The sequence below is a fragment of the Arthrobacter sp. TS-15 genome, from assembly GCF_006964045.1.
Lineage (GTDB): Bacteria > Actinomycetota > Actinomycetes > Actinomycetales > Micrococcaceae > Arthrobacter.
On the sequence record NZ_SDXQ01000031.1, the window covers coordinates 114,880 to 135,871 of the forward strand.

Consider the following 20,992-nt stretch of genomic DNA (forward strand, 5'->3'; position numbering starts at 1 on the left):
TGGCGCCCGTCACATACGGTCCGCCGAATACGGAAGAACGAGAACCAAGTCAAAGGAGACTCTCATGAGCACCAACGTTGCCGAACAGTCCTTCGCTACCTCCTCCGCCGTCGAGGGCCAGGACGTGCTGCGCGATCTGTACGCAGACTGGGCGAACATCATGGCCACCACGCCGGACCTGACCATGCGCCTGTTCCGTTCCATTTTCGACGAGTGGCACCAGCCCACCGTTGAGCCCGAGGGTGTCACTTACCGCGAGGACACCGTTGGCGGAGTCCCGGGCATCTGGTGCCTGCCCGAGGGTGCGGACCAGACCAAGGTCCTCCTGTACACTCACGGCGGCGGATTCGCCGTCGGTTCGGCCTCCAGCCACCGTAAGCTGGCCGGCCACGTTGCCAAGGCGCTCGGCGCTGTCAGCTTCGTCCTGGATTACCGCCGTGCCCCCGAGTTCCAGCACCCGGCCCAGATTGAAGACGGTGTGGCAGCTTTCGACGCGCTCGTCGCATCCGGCATCAGCGCGCAGGACATCACCACCATCGGTGACTCCGCCGGCGGCAACCTGGCCATCGCCATCGCCCTTTCCCTCAAGGAACAGGGCAAGGGCCTCCCCGGCCAGGTCATCGCCTTTTCACCGTGGCTGGACATGGAGAACAAGGGCGAAACCCTCGTCACGAACAACGATACGGACGCGCTGATCACCCCCGAACTGCTCGAAGGCATGATCGCCGGTGTCCTCGGCGGCACGATCGATCCGAAGAACCCGCTGGCCAACCCGCTGTACGGCGACTTCGCCGGATTCCCGCGCCTCTACGTCACGGCCGGCAGCGTGGAATCCCTCCTGGACAACGCCACCCGCCTTGAGGAGCGTGCCACGGCGGCAGGCGTGGATGTCACCCTGTCCATCGGCGAGGGCCAGCAGCACGTCTACCCGTTCCTGGCCGGACGCTCCGTCCTCGTGGCCGAGGAATTCGAGAAGCTCGCCACCTGGTACCGGAAGTAACCCCGGCTCCACCGCGCAGCGCCTTCCCATTTAGCTTCACCACAAAACCTTCTTTCCCTGCATCAGAACGACAAAGGAGTTCGCCATGACTGCACAGAACACTTTTCAGACCGTTGACGCCGTTGTAATTGGCGCCGGCTTCGGCGGCATATACGCTGTCCACAAGCTTCACAACGAACAGGGCCTCACCGTGGTGGGCTTCGACAAGGCTGGCGGCCCTGGCGGCACCTGGTACTGGAACCGCTACCCGGGAGCCCTCTCGGACACGGAAAGCCACGTCTACCGTTTCTCCTTCGACCGCGACCTTCTGCAGGACGGCACCTGGAAGCACACGTACGTCACCCAGCCCGAGATCCTCGAATACCTCGAAGGTGTGGTGGACCGCTTTGACCTGCGCCGCCACTTCCGTTTCGGCACCGAAGTAAAGTCGGCCGTTTACCTGGAAGACGAAGCGCTGTGGGAAGTCACCACGGACGCCGGTGAGGTGTACCGCGCTACGTACGTCGTCAACGCCGTCGGACTGCTCTCGGCCATCAACCTCCCGAAGCTGCCCGGCCTGGACACCTTCGAGGGCGAGACCATCCACACGGCAGCCTGGCCGGAAGGCAAGGACCTCGCAGGCCGCCGCGTCGGCGTCATCGGCACCGGCTCCACCGGCCAGCAGGTCATCACGGCCCTGGCGCCGGAGGTGGAACACCTGACCGTTTTCGTCCGGACCCCGCAGTACTCCGTCCCGGTGGGCAAACGCGCCGCGACCGCGGAGCAGATCAACGAGATCAAGGCCGACTACGACAACATCTGGGCACAGGTAAAGTCATCCGGCGTGGCCTTCGGCTTCGAAGAAAGCACCGTGCCGGCGATGAGCGTCTCGGCGGAAGAACGCCAGCGCGTCTACGAGAAGGCCTGGGAATACGGCGGCGGTTTCCGCTTCATGTTCGAAACCTTCGCGGACCTCGCCACGGACGAGGACGCCAACGAGACTGCAGCGTCCTTCATCCGTAACAAGATCGCCGAGACCATCGCGGATCCGGAGACAGCCCGCAAGCTGACGCCGACCGGCCTGTTCGCCCGCCGCCCGCTGTGCGACGACGGCTACTTCCAGGTCTTCAACCGGCCGAACGTGGAAGCGGTGGCCATCAAGGAAAACCCCATCCGTGAAATCACTGCCAAGGGGGTGGTGACTGAGGACGGCGTCCTGCACGAACTGGACGTGCTCGTTTTCGCCACCGGCTTTGACGCCGTGGACGGCAACTACCGGCGCATGGACATAGTGGGCCGCGACGGACTGAACATCAACGACCACTGGGACGGGCAGCCCACCAGCTACCTCGGAATCGCCACGGCGAACTTCCCCAACTGGTTCATGGTGCTCGGGCCCAACGGCCCCTTCACGAACCTGCCGCCAAGCATCGAGACCCAGGTCGAATGGATCAGCGACACGATCCAGTACGCGCAGCAGAACGGCGTCCGTGCGATCGAGCCCACCCCCGAAGCCGAATTCGAGTGGACTGAACTCTGCACGACGATTGCCAACATGACGGTGTTCACCAAGGTGGAATCATGGATCTTCGGTGCGAACATCCCGGGTAAGAAGCCGAGCGTTCTGTTCTACCTGGGTGGCCTCGGCAACTACCGGGGTGTCCTCGCGGACGTCACGGAGAACGGATACCGCGGCTTTGAACTGAAATCAGAGGCCGCAGTCGCTGCCTGACACCGCCGAACGGGGCCGGGTGCCCGCCGAAATGCGGGCACCCGGCCGACATTCTTCATAACAGTGCCTTCAGCACAGCCTTCACCACAGAGGAGAACCACCCATGGGTGTGTACAAGACCATCGACCCGGCAACCGGCGAAGAGTCCGCACAGTACGCGGAGATTTCCGACGCCGAACTGGACGATCTCATTGCACGCAGCGCGGCTGCCTATCGTTCCTGGCGCACTACGGAACTTGAGCAGCGCCGCGCCGTTCTCCTGCGTGCCGCGGAGCTCCACCGGGAACAGGCCGATGAGCTCGCCAGGCTCCTGACGCTGGAAATGGGCAAGCCGATCGCGCAGGCGAAGGGTGAAGTGGCGCTGGTGGCCTCGATCTACCAGTACTACGCCGAGAACGCGGAGGAATTCATGGCCGACGAGCCCCTGAAATTCCAGGGGTCAGGCACTGCGGTGGTCCGCACCGAGCCCATCGGTCCGCTCGTCGGGGTCATGCCGTGGAACTACCCGTATTACCAGGTGGCGCGGTTTGCTGCTCCGAACATCGCCCTCGGCAACACCATCATCCTCAAGCACGCCCGGAACTGCCCGCAGTCCGCCCTCGCCATCCAGCGGATTTTGGATGAGGCCGGCCTGCCAGCAGGCGTCTACTCCAACGCCTTCATTTCATCGGCCCAGGTCGCGGCCGCCATTGCGGACCCGCGCGTCCAGGGTGTCTCACTGACAGGCTCCGAAACCGCCGGCGCAGCCGTCGGCGCCGTCGCCGGCCGGCACATGAAAAAGAGTGTTCTGGAACTCGGCGGTTCGGACCCGTTCATTGTGCTGGAGGACGCTGACATCGACGCGGCGGCCGCCGCCGCCGCCGTAGGCCGCCTCGCCAACGCGGGGCAGGCATGCACTGCCTCGAAGCGTTTCCTCGTGGAAGACGGCGTGTACGACGCATTTGTGGAAAAGTTCGTGGCCGGCATGGCCGGCTGGGAGCTGGGCGACCCGACCAGTCCCGAGACGAAGCTCGGCCCTATGGCTTCAACCGCAGGCGTGGAAGAGCTGGACGAACTGGTCCAGGACGCGATCTCCCACGGGGCCACGGTCTTGCTGGGCGGCACCCGGCCGGACAGTCCCGGCGCCTACTACCCCGCGACAGTACTGGCTGGGGTGACCTGTGAAATGCGCGCCTTCAGCGAGGAACTGTTCGGCCCGGTTGCGGTTGTCTACCGCGTCAATTCCCTGGACGAGGCCATCGACCTGGCCAACGATTCCCCCTTCGGTCTTTCCTCCAGCGTCTTCACCACCGACCAGCAGAAGGCAGACCGGGTGTCCGCGGAGCTTGAGACGGGCATGGTCTGGGTCAACAGCACCAGCAAGAGTTCGCCGGACCTGCCGTTCGGCGGCACCAAAGCGTCCGGCATCGGCCGCGAGCTGGCCAACTACGGTTTCAATGAGTTTTCCAACAAGAAGCTAGTACGTAACCCGAAAGGACAATGATGGCCAATCGCGTAGAGGGCAAAATTGCAGTGGTAACCGGCGGCGCAGCCGGCATGGGACGGGCGCATTCCCTGCTGCTGGCGCAGCAGGGAGCATCCGTTGTAGTCACGGACGTCGACGGCAGCGGGGGCAAAGAGACTGTCCAAATGATTGAGGCCGCCGGCGGGACTGCCTCCTTTGTGCAGCACGATGTATCCAGTGCCGCGGACTGGGCTGCCGTGGTGGACCATGCCGTGGAGCGCCACGGGCGCATTGATGTGCTGGTGAACAACGCAGGCATCCTTGCCTTCAAGTCCCTGCAGGACACCGATGACGAATTGTGGGACCGCATCTTTGCGGTCAACGTCAAAGGCACCTTCCTAGGCTGCAAGGCGGTGATCCCGGCAATGCAAAAGTCGGCGGCGCCGACCATCGTCAACATTTCGTCGATGTACGGGATCATTGCCGCGCCCAATGCTGCGGCATATGAGGCCTCCAAGGGTGCCGTGCGAAACCTGACGAAAGCCGCCGCAGTGGACCTGAAGGAATTCGGCATCCGGGTTAATTCCGTCCACCCGGGCGTCATCGCCACGGCCATGACGAACGACATCCTGGCCTCTGAGGAGGGAACGAAGGCACTGCTCGGGACCACCATTCTGGGGCGGCCTGGCCGGCCCGAGGAAGTGTCGGCCGTGGTGCTGTTCCTGGCCTCCGACGAGTCCTCTTTCATGACCGGCTCCGAAGTGGTAGTTGACGGCGGATACATCGCCCAGTAACCACCGGTTTAGCAGTGCTCCGCGTCCTGGTTGTTTCCGCCCGGACGCGGAGCATTGCCGTATCCCGTGACTGCCCCGGTTCTTGGTAGCCCCCTGGAGTTACTGCGTCCGCTATGGCGCGAAGGCGGGAAGCAGCGTATCGACAAGCCGCTTGCCAAATCCCTTGTCCATGGGGGATCCGCTGAGGAAGAACCGGTAGTAAATAGGGCCAAGCAGGAGATCGGTAGCCACTTCCGAGTCCGGGCCCGCCTTCAGTTCGCCCCTGGAAATGCCTCGCTCCACGAGCTCTGTGACGTCCGCCAGTCAGTGGGTGACCACGCGTTCCCTGTAAACGCGGGCCAGTTCAGGATCCGCCGCGACCTCAGAAACCAGGCCCTGCATGACCTTGCCCAACTTCGAGTGGCAGGTGAGTTCCACCGTCCGGTCCACCAGGCGCACCAACTCGGCAGCCGAATTTCCGTTGTAGGGCTGCGTACTGACGTCCCCCACCATGTCCAGCAGGACAGCGAGGGCAAGATCGTTCCTGGAGCGGTATCTGCGCCAAATCGTCGTCTTGGCCACGCCCGCCCGTTCTGCGACACCCTCAGCCGTCAGGCTGCCGAACCCGTTCTCTGCCAGCAATTCAATGCCCTGACCCTCCTCAAGGAAGTCATGGCAGAGCGCGGACTCACCCCGGAAGCAGAAGCGGACTAAGTCGAAACAGGCGAAGCTGGCCAGGACCTCACGGTCCCGGCCAGCTTCACCTGTTTTGGCTTGGGTCAGCTCCAGTCGAAGAAGCCCTTGCCGGTTTTTCGTCCCAGCTCGCCGCGGGCCACTTTGTCCCTGAGGATCTGCGGCGGGGCGAACCGCTCACCGAGTGTCTCCTGAAGATACGTGGCGATGCCCAGGCGAACATCCAGGCCCACGATGTCCGTGGTGCGCAGCGGGCCGGTGGGGTGTTTGTAGCCGAGGACCATGGCGTTGTCGATGTCCTCAGCGGAGGCCACGCCTTCCTCGACCATGCGCATCGCTTCCAAAGCGATCGCCACCCCCAGCCGTGAGGAGGCGAAGCCCGGGGCGTCGTTGACCACCACGGCGGTCTTGCCCAGTCCCTGGACCCAGGTCCGGGCCTGCTCGACGAGTTCGGGACGGGTCTGCTTGCCGATCACCACCTCAACCAGCGTCGAAGCGGGAACCGGGTTGAAGAAATGCAACCCGATGAAGTCCTGCGGGCGTGCCAGCTCCTCGGCCAGCCCGGACACGGACAAAGAGGAGGTGTTGGAGGCCAGGACCGTGCCGGGCGCGATGTGGTCCTCAACCCTGCGGAGGGCCGCGACCTTCAACGCCCAGTCTTCAGGGACGGCCTCCACCACCAGCTCGCGGTCCCCGAAGGCTGCGTAGTCCACTGAAACGGAGAGGCGGGAGACCATCCCGTCGAGGCTGCCGCCCTGGGGGTCCCGCTCGATGGACTTCGCGGCGGAGGCCTCAACCCGCTCCCGACCGGCCTGCGCGGAGGCTTCGTCGCGCTCGACCACCACCACATCGGCCCCCTTGACGAGGAATGCGTGGGCGATTCCGGCGCCCATTCGGCCGCCGCCGAGGACCCCTACCCGCGCCGGGAGTCCGGCCGGCACAACTGCGTCATTCATTACTTCTTCTTCCTGTCGAGGAACGCCTGCATGCGGTCGAACTTGGCCTGGGATTCGAAGAGCATGCCCTGGGCCAGGGTGTCGATAACGGGATGGGCTTCCCGCGGGGTGTGGAAAACGGCTTTGGTGATGCGTACTGCCAGCGGGTCCTGCGCCGCGATGGCGTCTGCCAGCGCGTGCGCCGCATCCAGCAGCGTTTCCGGGTCCACTAGTTCGGTGACCAGCCCGACGGCGAGGCATTCTTCACCTTTGAGGACTTTGCCGGCCAGCAGGATCTGCTTGGCCACGGGTTCGCCGACGAGCTCCTTCAGCCGCCAGGTGGCACCGGCCGCGGCCAGGATGCCCAAGTTTGTCTCGGGATTGCCCATCCTCAGTGCAGGGGTGCCGATGCGGAAGTCGGCCGCGTAGGCCAGTTCCGCGCCGCCGCCGAGCGCAAAGCCGTCCAGCGCCGCGATGACGGGCATGGGCAGTTTCGCGATCCGGTCGAACGCCGCGGAGTTGATCCCCGCCAGGGCGTCGCCGCGGCGCCGTTCGCGCAGCTGCGCGATGTCCGCCCCGGAGGCGAAGACCGCTTGTGCGCCGGTTGCCGGGTTGGCGGGCGTGCCGGAGAGGATCAGGATTTTCGGTGTGTGCTCGAGGTGGATGCACACGGCGTGCAGCTCGTCCACCATTGCCTGGTCGATGGCGTTCTTCACTCCGGGGCGGTGCAGCCGGACCGCTAGACGGTCTTCGCGCTCCTCAACCAGCAGCGTGACGAAACCCGAGGTATCAAGCCGCGTGCCGGCGTCGTTCATTACTTCTGTCATCAGATGCCTTCCAGCAGGAGTGCGGTGCCTTGCCCGACGCCGACGCACATGGTGGCGAGGCCGAGCTTGCGGCCCTGGGTGGCTCCGCGTTCGAGGCGCCCGAGGAGGGTGATGACCAGGCGGGAGCCCGAGGAGCCGAGCGGGTGGCCGAGGGCGATGGCGCCGCCGTCGTTGTTAACTGTCTCCGGTTCGAGTTTCAGTTCGCGCATGCAGGCCAGGGCCTGGGATGCGAAGGCTTCGTTAAGTTCGACGGCGGCCAGATCCGCTACCGTGAGCCCGGTGCGGTCCAGGACTTTGCGGGTGGCCGGGACCGGGCCGATGCCCATGATCTCCTGCGCCACACCGGCGGACGCGCCGTCGAGAATGCGGGCGCGGGGAGTGAGGCCATACTTCTGCACGGCGGCCTCGGACGCGACGATGATTGCTGAAGCGCCGTCGTTGAGTGTCGAGGCGTTTCCGGCGGTGACCACGCTGCCGCCCTTGACCACCGGGCGCAGGCCGGCGAGGACGTCCGTGGACGTTCCGGGCCGGGGTCCTTCATCGGTATCCACGATGGTTTCGGCGCCCTTGCGGCCCTTGACCGTCACGGGGACGATTTCGTCGGCGAAGCGCCCGGACTCGATCGCGGCGAGGGCGCGCTCGTGGGAGCGGACGGCGAAGGCGTCGCAGTCCTCACGGGAGATGTTGTAGGCGCGTGCCACTTCCTCGGCGGTTTCGGGCATGGAGTAGGTGGCTTTGCCATCACGGGAGAGTTCCCCGGAGAGGAAGGCGGGGTTGGGAAAGCGCCAGCCGATGGAGGTGTCAACGACGGCGCCGGGTTTGGCGAAGGGTTTGTCCGGCTTTTCCATGACCCACGGGGCGCGGGACATGGACTCGACGCCGCCTGCCACCACAATGTCCGCGGCGCCGGCCTTGACCATGTGGGAGGCCATGATGATGGCGCTCAGGCCGGAAGCGCACAGACGGTTGACGGTGATGCCGGGGACGGTGTCCGGGAAGCCGGCGAGCAACCAGGCCATGCGGGCGACGTTGCGGTTTTCCTCGCCGGCGCCGTTCGCGTTGCCGAGAATCACCTCGTCCACGAGGGCCGGGTCCAGGCCGGCGCGTTCGACGGCGGCCCGAACCGCGATGGCAGCCAGATCGTCCGGGCGTACGGAGCTCAGGGCGCCGCCGTAGCGACCGACGGGCGTGCGTGCCCCGCCGATGAGGAATGCTTCAGACATGGAAAAACTCCTTAGTGAATCTTGGTATGGGAGGGGACGGGGCGAGGCAGGGCATGTGTCCGGTTAGCGGAAGGCTGAGATGCCGGTGATGTCGCGGCCTACCAGCAGTGCCTGGATTGAGTCCGTGCCCTCGTAGGTTGACACCACCTCCATGTCTGTCAGGTGGCGGGCCACATGGTTTTCGAGCAGCAGGCCGTTGCCGGCAAGGAGCTCACGTGCCTCGTTGCAGATCCATTTGCCTTTCTGGGAGGTGGACATCTTGACCATGGAGGCCATGGCGTTGGTCAGCATGCCCTGATCGGCCAGTTCCGCCATACGGTTGCACATCAGCTGCATCGCCGTCAGCTCGCTGAGCATATTCGCCAGGCGGTGCTGGACCAGCTGGTAGCCGGCGATCGGGTTGCCGAACTGCTCACGCTTGGCGGCGTAGTCGACGGCGATCTCAAAGCAGGCCATGGCGTGGCCCACGGCCTCCCAGGCGGCGCCGCCACGGGTTGCCTGGAGGACGCGGGAGACGTCGGCGAAGGACCTGCAGTTCTCCAGCCGGTTGGTTTCCCGGATCTGCATGTTCTCGATGACGATGTCGGCCTGCAGGATGGCGCGCTTGCCGATCTTGCCGGTGATGACGGTGGGGTTGTAGCCCTCCGGGTGGTTGCCGTCTGCGTCCTTCTCGACGACAAAGGCGTTGACCTTGCCGTCCTCCGTGTTGCGGGCAAACAGCACGATGACGTCGGCCGCGTGGCCGTTGCCGATCCAGCGCTTGTGGCCGTTGATCACCCAAGTGTCGCCGTCGCGGGTTGCGCTGGTTTCCAGGGCCACCGAGTCGGAGCCGTGGTCCGGTTCAGTCAAGGCGAAGGCGCCGGTCTTCTTGAGCTTGGCCATGTCCGGGAGCCAGCGCAGCCGCTGTTCGTCGTTGCCGAGCATGTTCAGTGCCCCCATGCACAGGTTGGAGTGTACGCCGAGGAAAGTGTTGATGCTCCCGTCGGCCCGTGCCATTTCCCGGGCCACCATGCCCGCGGCCTTGCGGCTCATTCCCGGGCAGCCGTAACCCTTGATGAACGTCCCGATGATGCCGAGTTCAGCCAGCGGAGGGAGCAGTTCCTCGGGGAACTCCGCCCGTTCCCAGTAGTCGTTGATGATGGGAAGGACCCTCTCTTCGGCGAACCGGCGGACTTTGTCGCGGATTGCCAGCTCTTCTGGGCCCAACTCGTCGTCGAGGTTGAAGTAATCGGAGTTCACGGTGCTGCGGGCAGTTGCAGTGGTTGTCATGAGAGGTCCTTTATGGTTCCGCGGACGGGTGCTGGTTGCTTCTGGGATGGCTGATTGGGGAGAGGGCTAACGGTGCGGCGTCGACTGCAGCCACTGAAGAATGTCCCCCCGGTCTGCGTCGATGCCGGGCGGCACCAGGTCATAGCTGGCGGGTGTCGCTGAGAAGGTGATCGGGTTACGGACGCCGGGGATGGAATCCTCACCGGTGCCAACTTCCACGACCGGTTCCAGCCCCAGGCGCTGGGCAAAATCAATCCCGCTGCGGACGTCGTTGATCGGAGCGCACGGCAGCCGTGCCTCGGTGAAGATGTCGAACCACTCCGATGCGGTCCTGACGGCCAGCAGTTCCTGCAGGATGGGGCGCAGCGCCGATCGGTTGAGGCTGCGGTCCGGGGGTGTGGAGAACCGGGGATCGTCTGCCAGTTTGGGGGCACCAATGACGTTGCAGAGCGTCCGGAACTGCCGGTCGTTGCCGATGGCAAGGACGATTTCCCCGTCCGCGGTGGGGAGCGGTTCGTAGGGGTAGATGCTGGGGTGCTCGTTACCCATCCGAGTGGGTACGTTTCCGCTGAGCAGGTATCCGCCGGTCTGGTTAACCATGCCCGACAGGGCCGAGGACATAAGGTTCACCTCGATGCGTTGTCCGCGGCCGCTCTGGCTCCGTTCGTGCAGCGCCGACAGGACACCAATGGCGGCATGGAGTCCTGTAATGACATCAAAGACCGCAACACCGGACCGGTATGCGGGGAACTCCGGGTCCCCGGTGAGGCTCATGAGCCCGGACATGGCCTGGACGAGCAGGTCGTAACCCGGCAGGGCTGCTCCGCCGGCGGCGCCGAACCCGGTGATGGACGCGTAGACCACAGCGGGGTTGCGTTCGGCGATGGTCGCGTAGTCCAGGCCGAAGCGGTCCAGCCCGCCAGGTTTGAAGTTCTCGATGACCACGTCGGCGCCCGCAGCAATGTTCCGTGCCGTGTCGATGTCATCCGGATCGCCGAAGTCCAGTGCGATGGATCTCTTGTTCCTGTTGATTGAGAGGTAGTACGTGGATTGGCCATCGAAGACCGGGGGCTTCCAGGCCCGTGTTTCATCGCCGGACGGGCTTTCCACTTTGATGACCGTGGCACCCATGTCCGCCAGGAGCATGGTGCAGTACGGTCCGGCGAGGACCCGACTGAAGTCGGCAATGACGATTCCCGCCAAAGGACCGCTGGCGTTGCGACCGAAGGCGTCCCGGCGTGCTTGATCGGGCTGGCGGTCGTGAGCAGCAGCCCCTGGAGCCAGGGGAGCGGCGTTGCTCTGCAGTGTCATGGGTCCTCTTCCATAGGCGGTTCTTTTTCACTATCCCACCGGGCATTACAGCGCGTCCAATACTTATTGGGAGTCCGATTATTGATGCTTCTGCAATAATGGCGGAATGGAGATTCAACAAATACGGGTGTTCCTCGCCGTGGCGGAGGAGTTGCATTTCGGCCGGGCTGCAGCCCGGCTCCATATGGCTCAACCACCTGTGAGCCGGATCGTGCGGCAGCTGGAGCGGGATCTCGGGGTCGACCTCTTCATCCGGAGCACACGCAGCGTCCAGCTAACGGCGGCCGGAGTGGCCCTGATGGCATCGGCCCGGGAGGTCCTGGCTGCAGCGGAGCGTGCAAGGGCCGGCGCACTTGCCGCTGGCCGCGGAGAGGCGGGAATGGTCAAGCTCGCCTACGCCGGCGCATCAACCCATGTTCTCGTGGGAGTACTGGCACGGGAAGTCCGAAAGGTCCACCCAGGCATAGAAGTTCACCTCAACAGCCAGGACTTCGCACTCCCAGCCCTCGCCCGGGTCCTCCGCGGTGAAGTTGATATCAGTCTCGGCCGTTGGGACTTTGTGCCCGCGGGCATCAAGTCCCGCATCGTCGTGGAGGAACATCTCGTGATGGCCGTCCCTGCATCACACCGCCTGGCCTCGCAAGGCGAAGTTCGTTTGGTAGAACTAGCTGGGGAGCCATTCGTCGCACTGCCCCCACATGAAGGCTCTGTCCTGACCGACCGCCTGCGCCGGTTGAGCCTGGGAGCCGGATTCGATCCCAACATCGTGCAAAGTGCGCCCGATTCGTGGACCGCAATGGCCCTGGTTGGAGCCGAAGTAGGATGCTCCCTAACGGTTTCCTCTGTCGCGGAAAACGTGACCGACCCGCATGTAAGGTTCTTGCGGGTGCTCGACGAGACCCTGCCGGTCTATCTCAGGATGGCGTGGCGCGGGGATTCGGACAACCCGGCCCTCCCACCGGTCCTCACGCTTGCGGAACAGGTTTGGGCCGGTCGTCCCGACAGCCTCGCCAGTGTCAAGGAATAGCTCACCAAGAGGTGGACGCTGCTACAACCGCCGGAACTCGTCTCAAAGACATGAAAACCGACCATCTACACTGCAGAAGTAAGGCCACACATGGAATCCTCCGATATAACCTTCCGCACCCGAAAATGGGTGCGCCCAGAAGACCTAAACGCCAACGGCACCCTGTTCGGTGGAAGCCTCCTCAAATGGATCGATGAGGAAGCAGCAATCTATGCCATTCTCCAGCTGGGCAATGGCCGGGCGGTGACGAAATATATTTCGGAAATCAACTTCGTCAGCTCAGCAGTCCAAGGAGACCTCATAGAAATGGGCCTAACGGCAACTAAATTTGGCCGCACCTCCCTGACCATGCGGGCGGAAGTCCGGAACATGATCACCCGACGAAGCATCCTCACCATCGAAGAGATCGTGTTCGTGAACCTGAACAGCGAGGGCAAGCCCGAGCCTCACGGCTACACGGAAATCACTTACGACAGAGACAGGATCCCCACACACCACCTCACGGAAACCTCACACAACTAGGGACAGCGACCGCGTCCGTGATGTGGCAAGCATGCCGATGGTGCGTCGGACGTGGTTCTTTCATCTGTTTGGACTCGTCCTGTTTGAGCGCCGATAACCGCCGACGTATAACCCATCGCCAGCCGACGGGGCTCTGTGGCCCAGCCCCGCTTAGTGAGTCGGGGCGCCGTCTCAGCGGCGACCGCCGCCCACACTCCGATTCATAGGCCGGGGTTGTTCAAAGCGAATGGCGGGCGCATGAGTCCGAGGCCAACATGCTCTCGCGTGTAGAGCGTTTCGCGGCCTGTCGGTACCCGCGAGATCGCAGGGTTGGTCGGATCGGGTCCTGGCTATCGTCCACACGAATCAGCCAGAGTTTCGATGTCAGCAGGGCGCGCGCACACATGGTCTTTACGCTTTCCTGCACCTCCGGGAGTCCGTCCTTAAATGTATGGAGGTGATGGAAAGCCCTCGAATGAGCAATACCTGGTTCTGAGGGGTTTTATGAACCCGCAGTGCTAAAGAAAGGCGGGGGCGTTGATCGCTTCGACCGGACCGTTCGATGCGCCTCCACGCTTGTAGAACGCCGGCACCTGAGCCCATCCGAGCCACAGCGTCCTGCCCCAGCCGGGCAAGCTCTTCAAGCCCTTCCGGCAGGACCTTGCGCAACTGCTCATTCACTTTCTGCATGCCACGCTTGCTGGTCCACCCATCGGTATGCTGAAAGGCGTCGATGACGTCCTGGTACGCCAGGTAAGTGACGTCCAAAGCAATGTAATGATCGTGGTCGGCCCGCTGGCGTTCCAGCCAGGCGGAGCCCGGCCGGGGGCATCCTGACGGTCTCAGATCGAGAGTCATCACAGCCGAGTGGCAGTCCCAGAACCAAGGAGAAGCATCCATGAACAAGAACGAGCTGGCCCAGTTGGGCCTCGATACGGATGGCCTTACGCCGGACGCCGACTACGTCCCGAACCCCTTCACCGCCGATGACGGTGTGCATGTCGACCTCGTGTACCGCGCCTACCTGCAGCTCGAGCAGATCAACGCGCTGGGCGGTATCAGCCTTCTCGGCGGCTCGCGCGAGCGGCTGGAGGACATCTATGGCGCACTTGAGGATGGCATGGATCTGCTGACGGCGGTGGCGCGCTTTGGCGACGATGAGCAGCAGCATCGCGCCCAGCAGCTCATCGCGGCAGGGAAGATCAGTGGCTCCTGACAGGCCTCAACGGAACCCCGACAGCTCAGGCTGTCGGGGTTCATTCTTTTCGTCATGCAGACCGAGCTGGCGAGAACCCCTGGATTTGCCGGGGCCCGGCATGCCTCGCGCGGACATCAACTGAACCAGACGAGCGCCGATCAGCGGGCTCACACTGGTGGTCGGCTCTCAGATATGTGCCTCGCTCGTCTCGTCTGAAGACGTGATTCCTTGTGCACTCCATGATGAATCATCATGCAGTGATCACACTAGCTGTTTACTGGTTGTGCTGGAACTGCAGTGGGCCACCTGTAACACGTTGATGCCGTCTGCACCAGGTCTATGTTCTAAAACATGTATGCGTGAAGCATGAGCGGTGGCCGAATTGCCGCCGAAAATGCGCGCGACATCCATCGCCTGGAAGCAGCGCTGCCCTGAGCTCGCGGGCGAACAGTGAGCGTGAGGGCCGACCTCGACGCTGCGGTGAAGGCCAGCAGACCAAGCCGCCTGCCGGCAGGTCTCCGGCGAAACTTCTCAGATGGGTACCTCCGTTAGGCTTAATTCCAAAACTCCCACTAGTCCAAAGGACACCATGGCTGAGAAGACGAAAACGGGTCCCAGGGCTGATAGCGGATCCGATGGGACCACTCCGCCCCTTCCAACTGTAACGATCTACCAGAACCCCGATTACGTCAGCGGAATCCTGCAGCAGCTTTACCGCCAGCCGCTAGTTAAGGGGAACACCTTGGAAGAAGGTGGTTCCCACGAACGGTCGGAAAATCGTAGCGTCGAGGGCAGCGGTCAGATCAAGGGCAGCGTAGGTTGGTTCGGATCTGGTGCTGAGGTGGCGGGCAAACTCGCTGCAGCCGCTGGGAGTGCAGACAAGGATTCCACGTCGGGGAAGCGGACCTCGGTTTGGGAGTATACGCAGGCTACTATCTTCACGTCGTTCGCGAATCATTGCGTAACTTCGGCTTGCTGCATTCAATCTCCGGCTTGTCCGAAGCCGAAGACCTCAAGGTAGGCGATTTCGTCGAATTTGAGACTGAATTCGTTCCCGACCAGATGGCAGTCTTCCTGGATGTACTCACGCCCGAGCTAGTGTCTGCAATTGTGCGTCACCAAGTGAAGAAGCAGGCACTGGAAGCATTCGATGGAGACTGGAGCGACCATGAGGCGCGTGAGGGCTACTTCGAAAAAACAAGAATGCGAGTCCAGACGCAGACGGAGCTCGCCGAGGCCATAACATCCGCCGTTCGCACGGATTTCCGCAGTGAGGGTACCAAGGAGTTCTTCGGCCGGTTGGGGAGCCCGGATGGGGAGGCTGTTACCGTCATCACCATGTGCGATCGATCCTTTTTCACTGTGGAAGACTCAGACAGAATCTTGGACGGCCGGTTCACGGTCCTCGGCAAAGTAACAGCCGAAATTGATATGGATCGACCCACTCTGGAGAGGAACAAGCTTCTTAGCTCGATTCCTCCTGAGAGCATCGACAAGCTCATGGGGAAGATGAAAAAGCAGCTTGACGCCGGCATCGCAGATGCCAAGATGACGGGGGCCATGGCTTTCGAACCGAAGTTCTCGGCCAGAGTGGAAGGCGCTTCACTCAAGGTCGTCCCGATTGCCATCTATGTTTGACTCCTCCTGCCGAAATGGGGGTCCCGGTTCCCAAGCTGTGCGCGTAGTCGGAATGACGGTTAGCCAGGCACAGTTCTTCCAGTGCTGTTGTCTCCGGATACGCTCCTGAGATGGGGTCAAACCTTACCTACGACCTCTGGGCTACGGCAGCTGCGCGGGCCGCTGCGATGACAGCCGCGGGGCAGGAGCCAAGACGCCATCATCTCGTGCCCCGGTTCTACCTTGAGCGCTGGGCAGTGGATGGGAGAGTACGAGTCGTTGATCTTCTGCGCGGGCGGAACGCCTACGAACTTTCTCCGGCCCAGGCTGCGTTGGAGACTGACTTCTATCGACTCGATGTGCCGGGCGATCAGACGTCTCCGGTCTATTGGGAAGCCTGGCTTTCGGAAGTAGAGGAGAAGGCCGCGGCATCGATCGCACGCGTCGATGCTGCCGGCCCGGGGGCCATGGACGACGAAGCACATCAGTGGCTGTGTCTCTTTCTGGCTGTGCAGATGACGCGCAGCCGCTCTGCGCGTCTGCGGCGGCGTGCAATGATTGCCGAGCAGATGGCCCGGGTCCTGGAGATCGGCGGACCTGGAGAACTAGCTCGCGAATTGTCCACCGGTGACCGGTCGTTCGCCTCCGAAGACCTGGAAAAGCTTGTTGCGGATGTCGAACGTTTCCGCGCCGATCCGTCGCAACTGCCGCTCGCACGGAAAGAAGACCTGGAGTCTTCAGCAAAAACAGCGACACATATCGCCGGCATCCTCATGACACGCCTTGTGACCCTTTATGGGACTCGAAGGGCGTTAATTACTTGTGATGAGCCTGTCGTCGAGCTGCACGAGTACATGGCCAAGCCAGCCATAGGGGGTGGAGTGTGGGGCGCTCCGATTTTGGCCTTCCCTTTTGGTCCGCATTCAGTGCTTGCTTTGTACCGACGTGATCTGGAACCTCCCTTGGAGCCGGGGTCGATGTTAACGACGAGCGAAACGATCGACCTCAACAGTTCGATCCTCGCGAATGCGCATAGCTTCGCGATTGCTCCCGCGGGTGACCACATTGCGGAGGGGCTGTACCTTCCTTCGCAGCCAGTCAGCATCCGGTCTCAGCTGATCGACTTACCCAAGTCGGACGAATCCCTATTTCGGTTCTGGACGCCGCGGAGGTGGGAGGGCCAGCACGATGCGCCCGTCCGTGTGGTCAATCGGTGGTGGCCCGGGCACGTGCCCGCAGCTCCTCGTCCGACTCCTGAGGAACAGAAGATATTTGACGCTTGGGGTTAGTGGTCGCTGCCAAGCACCCATGGTACGAGCAGGGCACGGTGTCCATTTAGATCACAAGCCACGTCGCATCGAGCCGACGTTGGATGCGTCGCCACCGGGAAGTGCTCTATCTCAAGGTTCGCTTATCCCGAACGAGAACTTGCTGATTCCCCCGCTTGAGTTCGAACAGGCCTATTCCCTCAATGAGGTCACTCAGCTTCTGATAGCCATAGTTGCGGGGGTCCAGCGATGCTTGGTTACCTATTTGATTTCCAACTGCGGAGAGGTGCGCCCAGCCATCATCTCCACTAGCAGCTTCGACAGCGTTGCGTACCAGAAGCACGAGTCTGGCGTCGCCGCGCATCTCCTTCGTTCCACCAAGCCCGTCTAAAGACTTGTCAGGGATGGTGTGGGGTTGCCCCAGTCCCTCGACATAAGTGAACAGCGAGCAAGCGTTAACAAAGGGCTCCGGCGTTTTTCTCTCTCCAAATCCATACACCTTTAGGCCGTCCGCCAAGATGCGCATCACCAACGGGGTAAAGTCGGCGTCGCTCGAAAAAAGGGCGAGCCCATCCACCGAGCCTGCCGTAAGCAGGTCCATAGCATCAATCACCATCGCCATGTCAGCCGCGTTTTTTCCAGTGCTGTACGCGAATTGCTGCATGGGCCGTATCGCGTACGGATGAAGAGCAGCTTGCCATTGCTGCAAATAGGGGCTCTTCCAGTCCCCATAGGCCCGCCGCACGTTGGCCACGCCGTGACGTGCAACTTCAGCAAGGACGAGATCAATCTTCGACGCTGGTGCGTTATCGGCATCAATGAGCAAGGCAATGCGCTTCTCGTCAGGATTCACCCTGTTGATCATGCAGGGAGACATGAGCCCGGTCAACTTGTTTGGTGTGGCAGCGTGAGTTGAGATCCGAGAAGTGCAACGATAATTAATCGAATCAGACCAAATGATGCAACTTGACCTCGGCGGAAGGCGCACCACCGTGTATGTACCGGCAAGACGTGATGAGATGCTCCGCTTCTTCCGGGCGCGGATTTTGGGTGATTTGCCCAGGTTCAGATGGGGTCTCTTTCAAGAGGCTGTCCGGGCCGGAAACTACCAGCGTGCGCTGGACATAGCCGCGCAGGCGTTGGACGAAGAAGCAGAGCGTTACGCAGTCCGCAAGACGATGTTCGGCAGCAGCCACGTCAATGTATCTGCACCGGACAGGGTTCCCCTTTACCTGGCCTCAATTTTCGGGCGATTGGACGTTATCGATCGGGTAATAGCCCTTGAACGGTTCGCGCTGGATGAGGCAAAAAAGCCCTATGACGGAGCAGAGGGGGAAACGGGCCGCATCCGGTACGACCGCAATACGGCCTTCGCCGTGGAAACCCATGACAGTCGGCTGGAGCAAGCCCTCGAGCACAAGGCCGATTACGAACGCTTCGCAGCCATCCTGAGTGCGGTGCGCCAACGTCCCGGCATCCTCCAGGTGGACCTGACGGGAGTGGTCACAGACAGGGACACCAAAGGGGTCATTAGGATGGTGGACCAGTTGGAGGCCACCGATCTGGTGGCGACAAAGAAGGTTGGAAGCCGCGTCGGTGTCTGGCCTGCAGAACACCCGAAAGGTCCGTCCCCTTCTGATCGCCGCGAACAGCGATGGTATTGGGCAGTCGATGATTATTGGGAGGAGCGGCCTTTCGAGTGGCTGGATCTGTCCGCCACGATCTCCGGCATCGAAACCTTGGCGCGAATAGTGGAGGAAGCGGCACGGCAGACCGGCATTGACGGTGGTCTCCGACCAACACCGTTGGACTTTATCCAAGGCAGCAAATGGCATTTCGCTTCCCCCGCACTGTCCGGGGGAATACCCACTCATGAGGACCCTGATCAGCTTGCCATGGTCTTCTGGGGCCACCAGGACCTCACTCAGGCAGCTGCGATGGCCGGGAGGATCATTCACGACGGGGGAGCCCAAACGACTGCGAACCAGAAGAAGAAATGGTTGCTGGCCGAGCCGCGGCATACGCACATGGAACGGATGCCGTTCACCGAGCGTTTTAGCCTCGACACGGGCCGTCACACGGGGTGGCTCCTGCGTGAAGTCCCGGAACCGACCGCAGACAGTGTCCCGGCCACCGCGTTCACCGCCGCCGGAGTATGCACGGACCAGGAGAAGGCAGCCGAGCTGGGCGTCGCGTGCTGGCTGAAGCGGAGCAAGGGGCGGGCCCTAAGACCAGCATGAGGTCAGATGCGGATCCCCTCGAAGGCAACGCCAGCTGTGAGGCTGCCGAAGCCTGAGGTGCCTGGCTGAGCGATGTGATTGTCCGAACAAGGGCTTCCATGCCTTATCCCACAGCTCGTCATGCGGTCCTGCCGGGTAATAGTCCGGACTGTCGCTCATGGCCGTTTTCATCCGTCTGGGTTCTGTTGGCCTGCATCCCGGACAGTGGCGAGTTTGAGTGAGACCAAATCCGGAAGGTGATCGATCTGAGCTGGGCCCGCCCCGGACCCTAGAGAGACTGCTTCAGGTGTAAGCAGGTGCGGCGAATCAGCGGCTATCAGCGGATCGGCTGGCTCATTTCGAAAACGCCTCCGGCTCCGGCCTCGTCGCCGGACCGTGATCGGAAGTCGATCGAGGCTCGACTCGCCGCGGCGGAGGCAGAGGTCCGGTGGCTGCGGATGCAACTCGATGATGCGTGAGCTGTTCTTCGGCGCGCTGACGCGTGCGCGGCTTTCCGCGCTCTTTCTGTCCGAAAGGCAAGAAGCGGACCATGAAAGAACGCATCGGGTACTCACGTCCTGTCGAAGTCTTCATCCCTAACTTCCGGCGTTTCCAACTTCCCGAACCACGGTCCGCCATCGAACTCCGCGTCCATGAATCCACCTGCAGTCATGTTGATGAGGTTCGGCCCGGGGAGGCCATCCGGGACAAACTTCGCGTCTTCGGGATGGTGGTAAACATATTCCTTCGCGGAGTGCGCCAAATGCTCGTTGAAGAGCTTCTCCATGGCTGTTGTGCCCCTTTGTATTCTGTCGGCCTCCCCTCGGAGAACAGCACCTCTGATCTTCTGAACACGCGGATCGTCTGATTCGAGGCCGTCAACCATGACCATCGGATCGCTCATGAGTAACCCGAGCTTCCGTGTGAGGGGAAACGTAATGCCCCATGCCGTCATGAAACCCACACCTTCCGACGGCTCATCCTTTGGATTGGGGATCAGATTCACCGGGGCGTCCGAGGTGATGAGGGAACGTTGCTCAAATTGCACCAGGCTCCACGGTCTGGTTGCGAAGTAGGGCGTCAACTTTTCGGCCGTATCTACCATGTGCTGAATGTGTGCAATGTTTGAGAAGCTGATCGGCGGGCCGCCAGGCTGAGTAGCTTCGGCCCAGATCCGATCTGCCTGTTCCGGGGACGGATCGAATCCCAGATTCTTCCTGGCCCAGTTACCAACGTTCTTACGCCCGCCGGCACCGATCTCGACGCGGATGAACTTAGCCCGAAGATGTTCCATGGTCTTGCGAGTGTCCGGTCCGCGCACGCTCTGAAGGGCCATGTAGTAGGAGAATGTCCACCGGTCGCTTTCTGATAGAGGGAACTCGTTCCCTTCGAGCTTCCCGATGATGCTGATGGCTTCCCCCTCCATGCCACTCAACGCCTTCTCGAACTCGTCAGGTTCCTCTAGGTCGTCTAACGTGTGAAAGTGTGTTTGCGCTGCCACGTTCTTAACTGATGAGGTGAACGATTTCCGGGAGCGATCGAGGGGCACAGCAACGATTCGCCCCTTTTCGGAAGCGAATCCCCGAAGGTATCCCTGGGGCACGTAATGGTGAAGCTTTGCGGTATTGCCCTTGCCGGTCATGTCTGGCATCCTGCCACAGGCAGGGCCAGGAAGCGCTGGCGACGGCAAGACCTATCTATGGGAGTTGAGGATGACGACTGCAGGTAGGTGCGGTGCGCGGCCACTGCTGGCTACAGCCCGAGGAAGCGCCTGCTTTGCAGTCCGGCTGGACGTATGGCCACGGTAGCGGCCAGCCGTAGGGCCTTAAGAGGATCCCCGAGCAGGTAAGACCGTGCCGCCCACGCAGCCCGACTACTGGGAAAGGTAGAACGCGCGTTGGCCAGCTGTACGCTTCGGTAGGGGAGCTATCGCAAGGGGAAGCAACCCCGTGAACCCTTTTCCGGCCAACGGGCAA

The 20,992-nt window shown here is 62.3% G+C and carries 19 protein-coding genes; 10 read left to right on the plus strand and 9 right to left on the minus strand.

Annotation, left to right across the window (positions count from 1 at the left end):
• Nucleotides 1-64: 64 nt before the first annotated feature.
• The 4 genes from EU811_RS12880 to EU811_RS12895 all read left to right on the plus strand — a co-directional run bounded on the left by EU811_RS12880 (nucleotide 65) and on the right by EU811_RS12895 (nucleotide 4,949).
• Nucleotides 65-1,000, plus strand: a complete 936-nt coding sequence (locus tag EU811_RS12880; protein ID WP_142938785.1) for an alpha/beta hydrolase — start codon at nucleotides 65-67, stop codon at nucleotides 998-1,000.
• 85 nt (nucleotides 1,001-1,085) lie between these two features.
• Nucleotides 1,086-2,711 (plus strand): flavin-containing monooxygenase, encoded by a 1,626-nt coding sequence (locus EU811_RS12885; protein WP_142938786.1) that lies wholly within the window; start codon nucleotides 1,086-1,088, stop codon nucleotides 2,709-2,711.
• 103 nt (nucleotides 2,712-2,814) lie between these two features.
• Nucleotides 2,815-4,194: an NAD-dependent succinate-semialdehyde dehydrogenase gene (locus EU811_RS12890; protein WP_142938787.1), complete on the plus strand. Its 1,380-nt coding sequence runs from the start codon at nucleotides 2,815-2,817 to the stop codon at nucleotides 4,192-4,194.
• Nucleotides 4,191-4,949 carry an SDR family NAD(P)-dependent oxidoreductase gene (locus EU811_RS12895; protein ID WP_142938788.1) on the plus strand — a complete coding sequence of 253 codons (759 nt, stop codon included), beginning with the start codon at nucleotides 4,191-4,193 and terminating at the stop codon, nucleotides 4,947-4,949. The genes EU811_RS12890 and EU811_RS12895 overlap by 4 nt, the downstream gene beginning before the upstream one ends.
• 111 nt (nucleotides 4,950-5,060) lie before the next feature.
• Here EU811_RS12895 and EU811_RS24740 read toward each other — a convergent pair whose 3' ends face one another.
• From EU811_RS24740 to EU811_RS12925, 7 genes are all read right to left on the minus strand, one after another.
• Entirely contained in the window at nucleotides 5,061-5,252 is a 192-nt protein-coding gene (locus EU811_RS24740) for a TetR-like C-terminal domain-containing protein (protein WP_372460288.1), read from the minus strand.
• Entirely contained in the window at nucleotides 5,253-5,570 is a 318-nt protein-coding gene (locus EU811_RS23935; RefSeq protein ID WP_202979316.1) for a TetR/AcrR family transcriptional regulator, read from the minus strand.
• 137 nt (nucleotides 5,571-5,707) lie between these two features.
• The gene (locus EU811_RS12905) at nucleotides 5,708-6,577 is read right to left on the minus strand and encodes a 3-hydroxyacyl-CoA dehydrogenase family protein (protein ID WP_142938789.1); all 870 of its coding nucleotides are present in this window, start codon (nucleotides 6,575-6,577) and stop codon (nucleotides 5,708-5,710) included.
• Nucleotides 6,577-7,383, minus strand: a complete 807-nt coding sequence (locus tag EU811_RS12910) for an enoyl-CoA hydratase/isomerase family protein (RefSeq protein ID WP_238703403.1) — start codon at nucleotides 7,381-7,383, stop codon at nucleotides 6,577-6,579. Before EU811_RS12910 ends, EU811_RS12905 begins: the two co-directional genes overlap by 1 nt.
• On the minus strand, nucleotides 7,383-8,606 hold the full coding sequence (locus EU811_RS12915) for a thiolase family protein (protein WP_142938790.1): 1,224 nt from the start codon (nucleotides 8,604-8,606) through the stop codon (nucleotides 7,383-7,385). The genes EU811_RS12910 and EU811_RS12915 overlap by 1 nt, the downstream gene beginning before the upstream one ends.
• 63 nt (nucleotides 8,607-8,669) lie before the next feature.
• On the minus strand, nucleotides 8,670-9,875 hold the full coding sequence (locus tag EU811_RS12920) for an acyl-CoA dehydrogenase family protein (protein WP_142938791.1): 1,206 nt from the start codon (nucleotides 9,873-9,875) through the stop codon (nucleotides 8,670-8,672).
• 66 nt (nucleotides 9,876-9,941) lie between these two features.
• Nucleotides 9,942-11,186 carry a CaiB/BaiF CoA transferase family protein gene (locus tag EU811_RS12925; RefSeq protein ID WP_142938792.1) on the minus strand — a complete coding sequence of 415 codons (1,245 nt, stop codon included), beginning with the start codon at nucleotides 11,184-11,186 and terminating at the stop codon, nucleotides 9,942-9,944.
• 106 nt (nucleotides 11,187-11,292) lie between these two features.
• On the opposite strand from EU811_RS12925, the gene EU811_RS12930 reads away from it, so the two are divergent.
• The 5 genes from EU811_RS12930 to EU811_RS12950 all read left to right on the plus strand — a co-directional run bounded on the left by EU811_RS12930 (nucleotide 11,293) and on the right by EU811_RS12950 (nucleotide 16,818).
• Nucleotides 11,293-12,213, plus strand: a complete 921-nt coding sequence (locus tag EU811_RS12930) for a LysR substrate-binding domain-containing protein (protein WP_142938793.1) — start codon at nucleotides 11,293-11,295, stop codon at nucleotides 12,211-12,213.
• A gap of 90 nt (nucleotides 12,214-12,303) precedes the next feature.
• Nucleotides 12,304-12,735, plus strand: a complete 432-nt coding sequence (locus EU811_RS12935; RefSeq protein WP_142938794.1) for an acyl-CoA thioesterase — start codon at nucleotides 12,304-12,306, stop codon at nucleotides 12,733-12,735.
• Between the two features lie 877 nt (nucleotides 12,736-13,612).
• Nucleotides 13,613-13,930, plus strand: a complete 318-nt coding sequence (locus EU811_RS12940) for a hypothetical protein (protein ID WP_142938795.1) — start codon at nucleotides 13,613-13,615, stop codon at nucleotides 13,928-13,930.
• 975 nt (nucleotides 13,931-14,905) lie between these two features.
• Nucleotides 14,906-15,550 (plus strand): DUF6414 family protein, encoded by a 645-nt coding sequence (locus EU811_RS12945; RefSeq protein WP_142938796.1) that lies wholly within the window; start codon nucleotides 14,906-14,908, stop codon nucleotides 15,548-15,550.
• Nucleotides 15,551-15,660: 110 nt separating this feature from the next.
• Nucleotides 15,661-16,818 (plus strand): DUF4238 domain-containing protein, encoded by a 1,158-nt coding sequence (locus EU811_RS12950; protein WP_142938797.1) that lies wholly within the window; start codon nucleotides 15,661-15,663, stop codon nucleotides 16,816-16,818.
• A gap of 106 nt (nucleotides 16,819-16,924) precedes the next feature.
• Here the strand turns inward: EU811_RS12950 and EU811_RS12955 are convergent, their stop codons facing one another.
• Entirely contained in the window at nucleotides 16,925-17,650 is a 726-nt protein-coding gene (locus EU811_RS12955) for an NYN domain-containing protein (RefSeq protein WP_162520268.1), read from the minus strand.
• Between the two features lie 103 nt (nucleotides 17,651-17,753).
• Here EU811_RS12955 and EU811_RS12960 point away from each other — a divergent pair, with 103 nt between their 5' ends.
• The gene (locus EU811_RS12960; RefSeq protein WP_142938799.1) at nucleotides 17,754-19,037 is read left to right on the plus strand and encodes a hypothetical protein; all 1,284 of its coding nucleotides are present in this window, start codon (nucleotides 17,754-17,756) and stop codon (nucleotides 19,035-19,037) included.
• A 550-nt stretch (nucleotides 19,038-19,587) separates the two neighbouring features.
• Here EU811_RS12960 and EU811_RS12965 read toward each other — a convergent pair.
• A complete protein-coding gene (locus EU811_RS12965; RefSeq protein ID WP_160147641.1) occupies nucleotides 19,588-20,658 on the minus strand; it encodes a DUF4238 domain-containing protein in 1,071 nt (356 codons plus the stop codon).
• Nucleotides 20,659-20,992 lie beyond the last annotated feature (334 nt).

Bases quoted from the DNA above. Each gene is read 5' to 3' on its own strand.
- EU811_RS12935 (WP_142938794.1), top strand. From the start codon at position 12,304: ATGGAATCCTCCGATATAACCTTCCGCACCCGAAAATGGGTGCGCCCA.
- EU811_RS12940 (WP_142938795.1), top strand. From the start codon at position 13,613: ATGAACAAGAACGAGCTGGCCCAGTTGGGCCTCGATACGGATGGCCTT.
- EU811_RS12920 (WP_142938791.1), bottom strand. From the start codon at position 9,875: ATGACAACCACTGCAACTGCCCGCAGCACCGTGAACTCCGATTACTTC.
- EU811_RS12885 (WP_142938786.1), top strand. From the start codon at position 1,086: ATGACTGCACAGAACACTTTTCAGACCGTTGACGCCGTTGTAATTGGC.
- EU811_RS12960 (WP_142938799.1), top strand. From the start codon at position 17,754: ATGATGCAACTTGACCTCGGCGGAAGGCGCACCACCGTGTATGTACCG.
- EU811_RS12930 (WP_142938793.1), top strand. From the start codon at position 11,293: ATGGAGATTCAACAAATACGGGTGTTCCTCGCCGTGGCGGAGGAGTTG.
- EU811_RS12950 (WP_142938797.1), top strand. From the start codon at position 15,661: ATGGGGTCAAACCTTACCTACGACCTCTGGGCTACGGCAGCTGCGCGG.
- EU811_RS12880 (WP_142938785.1), top strand. From the start codon at position 65: ATGAGCACCAACGTTGCCGAACAGTCCTTCGCTACCTCCTCCGCCGTC.
- EU811_RS12910 (WP_238703403.1), bottom strand. From the start codon at position 7,383: ATGACAGAAGTAATGAACGACGCCGGCACGCGGCTTGATACCTCGGGT.
- EU811_RS12895 (WP_142938788.1), top strand. From the start codon at position 4,191: ATGATGGCCAATCGCGTAGAGGGCAAAATTGCAGTGGTAACCGGCGGC.
- EU811_RS12965 (WP_160147641.1), bottom strand. From the start codon at position 20,658: ATGACCGGCAAGGGCAATACCGCAAAGCTTCACCATTACGTGCCCCAG.
- EU811_RS12890 (WP_142938787.1), top strand. From the start codon at position 2,815: ATGGGTGTGTACAAGACCATCGACCCGGCAACCGGCGAAGAGTCCGCA.
- EU811_RS12925 (WP_142938792.1), bottom strand. From the start codon at position 11,186: ATGACACTGCAGAGCAACGCCGCTCCCCTGGCTCCAGGGGCTGCTGCT.
- EU811_RS12905 (WP_142938789.1), bottom strand. From the start codon at position 6,577: ATGAATGACGCAGTTGTGCCGGCCGGACTCCCGGCGCGGGTAGGGGTC.
- EU811_RS12915 (WP_142938790.1), bottom strand. From the start codon at position 8,606: ATGTCTGAAGCATTCCTCATCGGCGGGGCACGCACGCCCGTCGGTCGC.